General features: G+C 33.2%; 10 protein-coding genes. 4 read left to right on the forward strand and 6 right to left on the reverse strand.

Translation table 11 applies throughout. The features are described 5' to 3' along the window. Positions 1-2: 2 nt before the first annotated feature. From V7P59_RS04425 to mutY, 3 genes are read right to left on the reverse strand one after another with little or no spacing between them, the layout of a single operon-like run. A complete protein-coding gene (locus V7P59_RS04425) occupies positions 3-1295 on the reverse strand; it encodes a gliding motility-associated protein GldE (RefSeq protein ID WP_333808955.1) in 1293 nt (430 codons plus the stop codon). A 15-nt stretch (positions 1296-1310) separates the two neighbouring features. Next, on the reverse strand, positions 1311-1712 hold the full coding sequence (locus tag V7P59_RS04430; RefSeq protein ID WP_333808956.1) for a single-stranded DNA-binding protein: 402 nt from the start codon (positions 1710-1712) through the stop codon (positions 1311-1313). Between the two features lie 38 nt (positions 1713-1750). Continuing rightward, entirely contained in the window at positions 1751-2800 is a 1050-nt protein-coding gene (mutY, locus tag V7P59_RS04435) for an A/G-specific adenine glycosylase (RefSeq protein ID WP_333808957.1), read from the reverse strand. 132 nt (positions 2801-2932) lie between these two features. Between mutY and V7P59_RS04440 the strand changes: the two genes are divergently transcribed. Both V7P59_RS04440 and V7P59_RS04445 read left to right on the forward strand, forming a co-directional pair. Further along, positions 2933-3226 (forward strand): HU family DNA-binding protein, encoded by a 294-nt coding sequence (locus tag V7P59_RS04440; protein WP_231842446.1) that lies wholly within the window; start codon positions 2933-2935, stop codon positions 3224-3226. A gap of 326 nt (positions 3227-3552) precedes the next feature. Then, complete coding sequence (locus tag V7P59_RS04445; protein WP_333808958.1) at positions 3553-5094, forward strand: ribonuclease E/G; 1542 nt, start codon at positions 3553-3555, stop codon at positions 5092-5094. Positions 5095-5151: 57 nt separating this feature from the next. On the opposite strand, the gene V7P59_RS04450 is transcribed toward V7P59_RS04445, so the two are convergent. After that, on the reverse strand, positions 5152-5913 hold the full coding sequence (locus V7P59_RS04450) for an SIMPL domain-containing protein (RefSeq protein WP_333808959.1): 762 nt from the start codon (positions 5911-5913) through the stop codon (positions 5152-5154). 81 nt (positions 5914-5994) lie between these two features. Continuing rightward, on the reverse strand, positions 5995-6435 hold the full coding sequence (locus V7P59_RS04455; protein WP_333808960.1) for a nucleoside deaminase: 441 nt from the start codon (positions 6433-6435) through the stop codon (positions 5995-5997). A gap of 42 nt (positions 6436-6477) precedes the next feature. Between V7P59_RS04455 and V7P59_RS04460 the strand changes: the two genes are divergently transcribed. Together V7P59_RS04460 and V7P59_RS04465 are read left to right on the forward strand one after the other, a co-directional pair. Next, positions 6478-8244, forward strand: a complete 1767-nt coding sequence (locus V7P59_RS04460) for a 1-deoxy-D-xylulose-5-phosphate synthase (RefSeq protein WP_442902413.1) — start codon at positions 6478-6480, stop codon at positions 8242-8244. A gap of 1 nt (position 8245) precedes the next feature. Next, on the forward strand, positions 8246-9190 hold the full coding sequence (locus tag V7P59_RS04465) for a DUF3078 domain-containing protein (protein ID WP_333808962.1): 945 nt from the start codon (positions 8246-8248) through the stop codon (positions 9188-9190). 175 nt (positions 9191-9365) lie between these two features. Here V7P59_RS04465 and V7P59_RS04470 read toward each other — a convergent pair whose 3' ends face one another. Then, entirely contained in the window at positions 9366-12665 is a 3300-nt protein-coding gene (locus tag V7P59_RS04470) for a PA domain-containing protein (protein ID WP_333808963.1), read from the reverse strand. Positions 12666-12712 lie beyond the last annotated feature (47 nt).

The following is a 12712-nucleotide window of genomic DNA, read 5'->3' on the forward strand; positions in this document are numbered from 1 at the left end:
GATTACAATAACGTAACTTTTATTTGTTTTATTCTTCTCTTATCTACATTTTCGATGGTAAAAATAAGATTATGGAATGTTATTTTTTGCTTTTTCTTTGGAAAATTTCCAGAAATCTCAAGTAAAAAACCAGCCAGAGTTTCGGCTTCGCCTTTTTTACTTTCAAATTCGTTTTCATCCACTTCAATTATTCGGTAAAAATCTTTCAAACTGATTTTACCTTCAAAGAGGAAATTTTTATCGTCAATTTGAGAATAAATTAAATCTTCATCATCAAATTCATCACTAATATCACCTACAATTTCTTCCAAAACATCTTCTAACGATATAATTCCCGAAGTTCCACCATATTCATCAACTACAATAGCTAAATGACTTTTCATACCTTGAAAATCTTTCAATAAATCATCTAACTTTTTGTTTTCTGGAACGAAGAATGGTTGACGTAATAATTCGGTCCAATTAAAATCTTCGCTATCTATATAAGGTATTAAATCTTTGATAAACAAAATACCTTCAATTTGATCAATACTATCTTTATAAACTGGGATTCGTGAATAGCCTTTGGCTACAATTTTAGGAATAATTTCTTCAAATGCCTCTTCAATATTTAAAGCAAAAACATCAATTCTAGGGCTCATCACTTGTCGCACTTCGGTGTTTCCAAAAGTTACAATTCCTTCTAATATTTTTTGCTCACCATCAGTAGTGTCGTTTTGCGATGTTAATTCTAGCGCTTGAGAAAGTTGGTCAACCGAAAAATTCCCTTTTTGTACATTGAGTTTCTTTTCAATAAAAAGAATTCCATTTCGCATAGGAACGCTAATAGGCGATAATACATTATTCAGTATTGAAATTGGAATAGCTACTTTTTGTGAAAAAACTATGTTGTTTCGATTGGCATAAATTTTAGGTAAAACTTCTCCAAACAACAATAGAAAAAAAGTGACCACAACTACTTCTAAAATAAATCGGAAAATAGAAGATTCAATTCCATTAAACAATCGACCACTAAAGGAAGAGAAAAGAATTACTACCGCAATATTTACAAAGTTATTGGCTACTAAAATGGTAGCTAAAAGTTTTTTAGGTTTTTCTAATAATTTAGAAATGAGTGTTCCTTTATTGTAATCTTTATTTAATATTTCGTCTAAATCTTTTTGAGACAATGAAAAGAGCGCCACTTCAGAACCCGAAATGAATGCAGAACAAATGAGCAACAACATAATTGCTGCGATTCCGAAAAGGAATTCAAAATCTATAGAATTGAGTAAACTGGCCGGGTCAGGATCCAAATTAAATTAATTTAGTTAAACATTATAATCATCAGGAGCGCTACCTGTAGGTAAAGACGATTTTCCCAAATCAGTATCTTTTTTAGTGTTTAAAAAAGTAAATTCGGTTACCTGAATTTCAGTAGTGTATTTAGTTGCACCATCCTCTGCTTGCCATTGACGCGATTTGATTCGGCCTTCAATGTAAATTTTATCGCCTTTAGAAAGGTATTTTTCGCAAATTTCGGCTGCTTTATTTCGAACAACAATATTATGCCATTCTGTAGAAGTAATTTTTTCTCCAGTAGTCTTATTGATATACACTTCGTTTGTTGCTAAAGGAAAACGTCCAATGCAATTACCACCTTCAAAGTAGTGCATTTTAACTTCGTCACCTAAATGACCTATCAAAATAACCTTATTTAATGTTCCGTTCATGGCTTGTATATTTATTAGGGTTAATCAAAAATAGTAATTTAAAGTGAATTACAATAATTTGCAACGATAAAATTGTGAATTACTATTGGGAAAGGTAGTTTTTCTATTTCTGTAAATGGTTTGGAATCAGGTAATTTCGAATCAAAGGAAACTTCAAAAAAGCGAATATTCAAATGTTGATGAGACAACTTATGCAGTTTGACATCATTATGAAGTGAAATAACTTCAAAAGGTTGTAAATTGAAGAATTCCATTTTAGAAACTTGCTCAATAATTTCATTTTCTGATAATTGCAAATCGGTTTCAAGAACAGGAAACTCGTATAAATTTTCCCAAATTCCTTTACCTTCACGCTTTTGAACAATGAAATTTGAATCAGAATCTTTTAAAATTAAATAATTTAAGTAACGAGGAGTTATTTTTGTTTTCTTGGTTTTAACCGGAAGTTCATTTACTCTTTTATACTGAAGTCCGGCACAACTCGAATTTAAAACACAAACTTCGCAATTTGGGTTTTTCGGCACACATTGCAATGCACCAAATTCCATAATTGCCTGATTGAACAAAGCAGGATTCTTTTTATCTAACACTTCTTGCGCTAATTGTTGAAATTCCGATTTAGTTTTCGGTAATGAAATATCGCTTTCCACATTATAGTATCGACTCAAAACTCGGAAAACATTGCCATCTAAGACTGCAACAGATTCATTAAATGAAAAAGAAGCGATGGCTGCTGCTGTATATTCACCAACACCTTTTAATTGTAACAACTCTTTATAAGTTGATGGAAATTTACCATTTAATTCAAAAGCGATGTGTTTTGCAGTTGTATGAAGATTTCTAGCTCTGGAATAATATCCTAAACCTTGCCATAATTTTAAGACTTGCTCTTCATCGGCATTAGCCAAGTCAAAAATGGTTGGAAAAGCTTCGGTAAAAGACAAAAAATAAGGCAAACCTTGGGCAACTCGCGTTTGTTGTAGCATGATTTCTGATAGCCAAATCCAATACGGATTGGTTGTATTTCGCCATGGTAAGTCGCGCTTATTTTGTAAATACCAATGAATTAAAGAGTTAGAAAATTCCATATTTTTATATTGGGACAACAAAAATAAATCTTTAGTAATTAAAATTTAATCAATTAAGGTTGAATTATTGTTTTTTTAATTCTTATATTTGCAAACTCAAAAAAATACACATAAATATAAATACGAAAGAAAATGACGAAAGCAGACATCGTAGCGAAAATTTCAGAAAAATTAGGACTTGAAAAAGGTGATGTACAAGCAACTATTGAGTCTTTTATGGAAGAAGTAAAAAACTCGCTTGAAACAGGTGATAATGTTTATTTAAGAGGTTTTGGAAGTTTTATCATCAAAACAAGAGCTGAAAAAACAGGAAGAAACATTTCTAAAAACACTACAATTAAAATTCCTGCTCACAACATTCCAGCTTTTAAACCTGCTAAAGTGTTTGTTGAAAGCGTTAAAGAGAAAACAGAAGTTACAGTATAAAAACTATTTATTAATCTAAACACCAACATGTTATGCCAAGTGGTAAAAAAAGAAAAAGACATAAGGTAGCAACTCACAAACGTAAAAAAAGAGCGAGAGCAAACCGTCATAAAAAGAAAAAGTAGTTTAAAACTACTTTTTCTTTTTTAAAAAAAAGTTCATTGAAATGAATCAATTTTAAGTTGGTTCCCAGGTACAACTGCCTGTAAAAAATGTTTAATCCATCTGTGAAAATGTTAGGTGATAGATGTTAGATGATTGGATGAATTTAAAACACCCAGCATCAGACATCAAGCATCGAGCACAAACAGATAAAAATGTACTGCATGAACAAAGAGTTAATTATTAGATCTGGTTCAGACGCTGTAGATTTTGCCTTATTAAAAGATGGAAAACTAATAGAATTACACAAAGAAGAAGAAAAGCAAAGCAATTTTGCGGTAGGTGATATTTTTATTGCTAAAATCCGTAAACCTGTGGCTGGTTTAAATGCCGCTTTTGTAAACTTAGGCCATGAAAAAGATGCGTTTTTGCATTACCATGATTTAGGCCCTAATTTACCTTCTTTGATGAAATTTATTAAACTTGTAAGCGCAGGTAAATTAAAAGATTATTCACTCAAAAATTTTCCTTTTGAAGCTGAAATTGATAAGGACGGTGCTATAACCGACATTCTAAGCGCCAATCAATCAGTTTTAGTTCAGGTAGTGAAAGAACCTATTTCGACTAAAGGTCCTAGAATTAGTTCTGAGATTTCGTTAGCCGGAAGATATGTAGTTTTAGTCCCTTTTTCAGATCGCGTTTCTGTTTCGCAAAAAATAGAATCGAGAGAAGAAAAAGACCGGTTAAAACGATTGGTTCAATCTATCAAACCAAAAGGATTCGGTGTTATTGTGCGAACAGTAGCCGAAGGCAAAAAAGTAGCCGAACTAGACAAAGATCTACAAACATTGATGGACCGCTGGTCTGCTATGTGTAGAAGATTACAAACGGCTCATCATCCATCAAAAGTATTAGGAGAACTAAATAAAGCTTCTTCTATCTTACGAGATGTATTTAATGATACCTTCACCGGAATTCATGTTGATGACGAAGATTTGTATCTTGAAACGAAGGAGTATTTGCAAGAGATAGCTCCGGATAAAGTGTCAATCGTAAAACACTATCAGTCTAAAGAACTGCCTCTTTTTGAAAAATATAATATTGAGCGACAAATAAAAACGTCTTTTGGAAAAACAGTTTCCATGAGCAAAGGTGCTTATTTGATTATTGAACACACTGAAGCTTTACACGTTATTGACGTGAATAGTGGAAACCGTTCGGCAAAAGCATCAAGCCAAGAAGATACTGCTTTAGAAGTAAATATGATTGCTGCAGCTGAAATTGCACGTCAGTTACGACTTAGAGACATGGGCGGAATTATTGTAGTGGATTTCATTGATATGCAAAATCCAGAAAATCGCAAAGTATTGTACGATTTCTTAAGAGAAGAAATGAGTGACGATAAGGCCAAGCATAAAATCTTGCCTCCTAGTAAATTTGGATTAATTCAAATTACTAGACAAAGAGTTAGACCAGAAGTTAACATTAAAACGAAGGAAGAAAACCCTAATGAAAACGGGGAAATTGACGCTCCTATTTTAATTATTGACAAAATAGCGTCTGATCTTGAACGCATTATTAAAGACCATAAAAAGGTTGTACTAAACGCACACCCTTTTGTGGCAGCATACCTTACTAAAGGTTTTCCATCCTTACGTTCGAAATGGTTTTTCGAGCATAAGAAATGGGTGAAAATCATACCTCGTGACGCTTACACGTATCTAGAATACCATTTCTTTGACAAAGAAGGAAATGAAATTAAATAAATTAAAAAACCGCCTTTCTAAAGATTGGCGGTTTTTTTTATGTCATAAAATTAATTTTTAATCCAATTCATATTCTAATCGAACCGTAATTCTGGCCGTTTTGTTTTTGCTGTAGGTATCAAAATTTCCTCCATAGCTGTCTTCTTCAGTAGAACCTTGACCTGTAATTTGAAAAACTCCCATGCTAGCTAATTTTAATTTTCCTAAACTTCCATCGGCTGTTTTTACAATTTTTTGAGCTCTTTCGCTGGCGTCTTTCGAGGCTTTTTCAATTAAACTGTGTTTTAAATTTGGTAAATTGGAATACGTATATTGAATAGAATTTGATGTCAATTCGATTCCCGAATTAATCAATTCCGATGTTTTACTTGAAACTTCTTCTATTCGTTTCATCAAATCTGGATTTTTCTTTGCAGAAAACGTTATGGTTTGTGTAGCTTCATAACCATCAAATACTTGTTCGTATTTGGTTTGATAGGCATTCTCTGGATTTTCGGTTCGTACTTCTCTAAATCGTTTATTGAATTGAACAGCTCCAAAAGTAAATTCTTCTTTTTTAAATCCTTTGCTCATGAAGAAATCAGCCACAATTTTTTGATCAGAAATCATTTTGTTGTACGCTTCTTTAATATCAAAACTCTTAGTTGCAAAACTTCCCGACCATAAAATCTCATCGGAAACAAAATCTGTAGTTCCTAATCCTACAACGGAAATAGTGTCTAAATTTTCGTTTCGATTTTTAAAAGCAGTGCCTAAAATAAGTGCGGTAATAATTATTGAAACTCCAATAACTAAGGTTGATTTTAATTTGTTTTCCATAAAGAAACAGTGTTAATTGGTGACAAATAATGTAGTATCAAAACTAATACCAAGTTACGGAAAATTATTACACCTTGGAATTTATCGTTTATTTTTAAAAAAAGCTTTCATTAAATCGCCGCATTCTTTTTCTAAAACCCCTGAAATTACTTGGGTTTTAGGGTGTAATTGCGTTCCCATTTTTTGAAAGCCACGATTTTCATCGGAAGCTCCAAAAACAATTTTAGAAATTTGGGACCAATACAAAGCGCCAGCACACATTTGGCAAGGTTCTAATGTTACATACAAAGTGCAATCTTTCAAATATTTCCCACCAAGGAAGTTTGCAGCACTAGTTATAGCTTGCATTTCGGCATGAGCCGTAACATCATGAAGTAATTCGGTTAAATTATGCGTTCTTGCGATAACACGATTATCTATCACAATAACAGCACCCACTGGAATTTCACCTTTCTCAAAAGCAATTTCGGCTTCTTGAAGGGCTTTCTTCATAAAATAGTCATCGGTAAAAATATTCTCCATAAGTACAAAAATACAACAACCAATTCTTACTTTTGTGCTGTGATGGAAAATTTGCTTTCAAAAATTAATAGCCCAATCGATTTAAGGAAACTCCCTGAAAATCAACTTCCTCAATTAGCCAAAGAATTGAGAGACTTTATCATTGATATTGTTTCAAAAAAAGAAGGTCATTTGGGTGCGAGCTTGGGCGTTGTTGAATTAACGATTGCGCTACATTACGTTTTCAATACACCTGAAGATTTATTAGTTTGGGATGTGGGCCATCAAGCTTACGGGCATAAAATCCTAACCGAAAGACGTGATATTTTCCATACTAACAGAGAATTAAATGGGATTTCAGGTTTTCCAAAACGAAGCGAAAGTGTTTATGATACGTTTGGTGTTGGACATTCTTCAACTTCGATTTCGGCAGCTTTGGGAATGGCTTTGGCTTCGCAATTAAAAGGAGAAATTGATAAACAACATATTGCAGTAATTGGTGATGCATCAATTGCTAGTGGAATGGCATTTGAAGGGCTAAATCATGCAGGAGTTACCGATGCAAATTTATTGGTAATTTTAAACGATAATGCCATAGGAATTGACCCAAGTATTGGTGCTTTGAAAGATTATTTGACAGCTGTTAAAGATGGGAAAAATCCAAAGCAAAATAATATCATCAAATCCTTAAATTTTAATTATTCAGGTCCGATTGACGGTCATGATTTACCAAAACTGATTTCGGAATTAGAACGATTAAAATTGGTTAGAGGTCCGAAATTCTTACATGTGATAACTACAAAAGGTAAAGGATTACAATTAGCTGAAGAAGATCAAGTAAAATATCATGCTCCCGGAAAATTTGATGCCGAAACAGGTAAGATTCATCCAAAAGACGAATCCCATTTACCACCAAAATATCAAGATGTGTTCGGGCATACATTGGTAGAGTTAGCGAAACAAAATGAAAAAATCATTGGTATCACTCCAGCTATGCCAACAGGAAGTTCCATGAAATATATGATGGACGCTTTTCCAAAACGTGCTTTTGATGTTGGAATAGCGGAACAACACGCTGTTACCTTAGCCGCAGGAATGGCTACACAAGAAATGGTGGTTTTTTGTAATATCTATTCCACTTTTTTACAACGCGCTTACGACCAAGTAATTCATGATGTAGCTTTACAGAATTTACCTATTATTTTCTGTTTGGACAGAGCAGGATTAGTCGGTGAAGACGGCGCTACACATCATGGTGCTTTTGATATTGCCTATTTGAATTGCATTCCAAATATGATTATTGCAGCTCCAAAAGATGAAATGGAATTACGTAACATCATGTTTACTGCTTCGGAAGGATTAAATCATTCGATTGCGATTCGTTATCCAAGAGGAAGAGGTGAAAATTTACATTGGGAACAGCCTTTTGAGAAAATTGAAATTGGTAAAATTGTGGCACTTCAAAAAGGAAGCAAAGTTGCCATTTTATCTACAGGAACTATTGGAAATAATGTAACGAAAGCTTTGAAAGAAGTAGAAAGTTCAAAATTATTTTCACATTATCATTTTCCGTTTGTAAAACCATTAGATATTGAAGCTACCAAATCTATTATAAATTCTCACGACCAAATTATTACTATCGAAGATGGAGTAATTACAGGTGGTTTTGGAGAAAAAATTTGTACAATTATTGCGACGAATAACTTGAATAAAAACATCATTAATCTCGGTATTCCCGATTCTTTCATAGAACATGGACCAGTTCTTGAATTACAACAACTTTGTAAAATTGACGTTAAAAATATTATACAATTATTAAATACATTTTAAAATGCTGAAAAAAGCCTACCTTTTCGGATTTCTTTTTTTAATTTTTCAATCCAATTACAGCCAAATTATCCGTACAGAATTACCAGACACTATTTCCTATTGGTCAAAAGAAAATAAAGTTGGACTCGATGTTTCTCAAATCTCATTTGTGAACTGGAATGCTGGAGGAAACAACTCTATTTCAGGGCTTTTAAAAGGTGAATTTATACGAACTTACACAAAAGATAACATTCGTTGGAAAAACGAATTGATTATGCGTTATGGAATTAATAAGCAAGAACGTCAGGAAGTAAGAAAGACAGATGACCAATTTGCTCTTAATTCTACTTTTGGTTATAAAAGAGATACGGTTTCAAATTGGTATTATGCAGGAAAATTTAATTTTAGAACCCAATTTGCTAATGGTTATAATTATCCAAATACTGAATTAGCTATTTCTAAGCCCTTTGCTCCAGCATATACTTTTTTAGGAATTGGTGCCGAGTATGCAAGGAAGGATATTAATTTCAACTTGTACTTATCGCCTTTAACCCAAAAGACTACGATGGTTTTTGATCAAAGACTTGCAGACCAAGGTGCATTTGGAGTAGATAAAGCGGTATATGACGAATTTGGAAATTTAATTAAAAAAGGAAAAAACATTCGTAATGAAACAGGGATTTTAATAACAAATCAATGGAAAACAGAAATATATCAAAATATTAAGTTAGAACATCGTTTAAGTCTTTACACAGATTATCTTAATAAATTTGGTAATATTGATGTAGACTGGCAATTACAATTAGATATGACCGTAAATCAATATGTAAAAGCAAATATTGGTACTCATATTATTTACGATGATGACATTAAAACGAAAGAAGAGGAAAATGGCGTACAGGTTATTAAAGGACCTAAAGTTCAGTTGAAACAATTACTAGGTGTAGGATTAACTTATTCGTTTTAAATTAATTACATCCTAAACTAATAATTTACATTTTTATTTCTTTACATTTTAAATTAATTGCATTAAATATCTTTCATTTTTTTTAATTTACATTAAGGATAAATTTGCAAGTAAAAATACTATGAAAACATAAAAGGCTTCGCATTGCGAAGCCTTTTGTTAAATACTAAGATAATTAGTTTAGAATAACTTTTTCAGAGTAAGATAAATTATCTCCTTCAAGTTTAACAATATAAACTCCAGATTGTAATCCCGATAAGTTAATTGATTTTTCCGATGTAAAGTCTCCAGAATTTGAAAGAACTTTTCTACCATTTAAATCAAAAACATTAATATCTAGATTACCAGAATAATTTGGTAAAGAAATAGTAACAACGCCATTTGAAGGATTTGGATATAATTTAATTCCTTTAGTTAAAGTATTATCCCCTGCTGATAAAGTAGCTTCTTTAAATGTACCTGAAAAAACACCTCTACCATAAGTTGCAGCATATACATTATAAGTAGCAGCAGCCCCAGAAGGGAATGTATTAGGGAAACCAGTAGTTATTTGATAATCTAAATCCATTACTTTAACATTACTCATTCCGTTATAAGATTGATTCCAAGTTGGAGATGTAGCACTAAAATTATTAGTATACCATACTCCTAATTCAGTACCTACAATTACTTCTTCAGCATTTAATGGATTTCTAAGAATTGCTTTTACTGGTAAGTCAGGAAGGTTTCCTTCTTTATTTACCCATGTTGCTCCACCGTCATTCGAATACCAAATACTTACTACGTTATAATTATGCATTGTAACATAAATTTGGTTATTTGAAGCACCAAACTCAACGTCAGAAATGCTACCTACGAAACTAGGACCAGTAATATCAGTCCAAACAGGAGTTGCGTTAGCTGATGTAACTCTCAATAACTTACCTAATCTTGTTCCAACAAGTAAAGTAGTAGAAGTTGTTGTGTAAGGTGAAACAGCAAAAGCTGTAGGAGATGAAGTCAACAAGGCATTAGTTAAATTTGTTCTACCAACAGTTCCTGATTTTAAATTAGTGTATCTTCTAATTTGATATACTGGAGCAGTTGTAGAATAATCTGAATATAAAATATCTAAATTAGAATCCAATACCATTGGGGCAATAAATGCACCATTCGTTGCAGACGAGGCGTCATTATCGATTGTTCTGGTTACTCCAGAAGGAATTGGTCTATAAACTATATTATTGTTATAAACATAGTTAGAAATATAATACTTATCTGCTCCTTGATCAAATAGAGTAAATGCACCATCTCCACCTTGAGATTCTACACTGGCATTTACTCCAGCAGCTGCATTACCGAAGTATTGAGTTCCATTATCTTGTGCGCCTGCTGCAAAATAATCATTTCCAGTCAAACCACTTACGGCACTCATAGGAGCCACACCAACGCTATAAAACTGAGTAATATTTAAACCATTATTTCTAGCAACAATTGCAGAACTCGATGATGATGCACCTGATAATGTAGAAGCATAATATACTCCTCCATCGTTTCCAAATACTGCCTGATTCGGATTTCCAGGTCTAAAAGCCATGCCATGTTGATCAGAATGGACATTTGAAGGTGTACTTGTTGTCCAACCAGAAATAGCTGTCCAAGAAGATCCACTGTTAGTTGATCTATGTAAATTGATACCGCCTATATAAACAATAGCATCATTTGTTGGATCAACAGCAATCATTAAATCATAGAAAGCTTGTCCTCTACAAAAATCCGTCGCAGAAATATCTCCATCAGATGCTGGTTCACCAAGAGTTGTTGGTGCAGTTGAAAATCCATTTGTAGTCAAATAAATGTTTGGCTCACCAGAAGTTCCGTCTTCAACTAAAACATATACCTTATTAGCATTACTAGCTGAAACAGCAATTTGAGTTCTTTGACCACCATTAACTTGATGTCTTTGCACAAACGTATTACCATCTGTAGAAGAAAATATCATTCCTCCTCCGTCATTATAAACAACACTGTTGGTTGTGGCAACCCAAATTGTATTATCTGGACCTATCTCAATATCATTTGGACAGTGTCTATTACCATTAGCAGTTAAAGGCATTGTCAATAAATTCCATGTAGCACCATTATCTGTTGATTTGTATAAACCAAAAGCTGGACCTCCTAAGTATGTAGCTTGATTTGCTGACCCATAAAATGTATCTCCAACAGCAACATAAATTTCTGACACCCCACCATTGTTTCTAATTTTAATATCATTGATATGTTGTTGACCTGGAACTAAATTACCAGTAAATGCTCCTTGAACTACGGGATTTAAAGTTCCTACAACAGGTCCAGAACCTAATGCGGCTTCAAGCATATCACCAACTTCTTTAGCCACCATAATTGAAGGTATTGTAATTGATGCATCAGTACCACCCATTGCAACCGGAGTACCTGCAACGTTGTTCATCATAATAACACCTACTGCTCCAGCATTTTGTGCAGCTAAAACTTTAGTAACAAAAGTACATGTACCTCTTCTTATTAATGCTATTTTACCATTTAATGCAGCAGCATTAGTAATAGTTTCACATCCATCAGAAGTTGGGGCAGTATTATCAACTACTAAAACAATATTTTGTGTGATTGGAGTTGTAACAGGGGTTCCAAAAGCAGTTGTAGGATAACATGCATAATTTCCAGCAATACCAGCTGGGCTATTGATTGTTAAATCTGCTGCAGATTGAAAAGTTGTTGGTCCAGTAACCCCTCCAAAAACTTTTGTCCATGTTACACCTGCATTTGTTGATTTCCAAACACCATCTCCAGTAACATCACCTCCAACATATGACTCTCCTGTACCCATATAGAAAGTACTTGGATTGTTTGGATCATAAGTAAGCGATGAAACTGATAAATTTTCTGCTATATTTACTCTTGTCCATGCCGTGTTTGTTGTGATATCATTATTAACCCATAAACCGCCACTAACTCCACCAGCAAATACTCTTTTAAAAGTTGGGTCAGTTGGATCAAACATAACCGCTCTTACACGACCACCCACATTATTTGGACCTCTTTCAACCCATGAATTATCTGATGCATCTCCAGGAGTTCTCCCTTGAGAAATTGCTTCTGCTCTTTCTCTCTTTAATTGTTCTCTTATTTGGATCAGTTTTTCTGGGGTTGGACGACCAGTAACAGGGTCCATAGTTAATTCCCATTCCATTTCGTAGAACTTATTAGGAGGGATTCCCATTGCTTTTCTTTCAGTTTTAGACATATTCATCGTCTTTTTAAACGGTGAATTCGCTAAATTTTTTGCATGCATTTTTCTTGCTGCTTTGGCTTGCTTCTTTGTCAAAGCACCATTTGTAGCTACAACATTTTTTGTTGACTTGTTTTCTTTTTCTTTGTTGTTATTGGTAGTATTTTGACCAAAACTAAAAGAAAAAATTAACAATGCACTAAGTAAAAATAGTAATTGTTTTTTCATGGTTAAATGTGAGGTTAATATTATTATAATTTAAACAAAATTAATAA

The organism is Flavobacterium sp., from assembly GCF_036782315.1.
In the GTDB taxonomy this organism is placed as follows: domain Bacteria; phylum Bacteroidota; class Bacteroidia; order Flavobacteriales; family Flavobacteriaceae; genus Flavobacterium.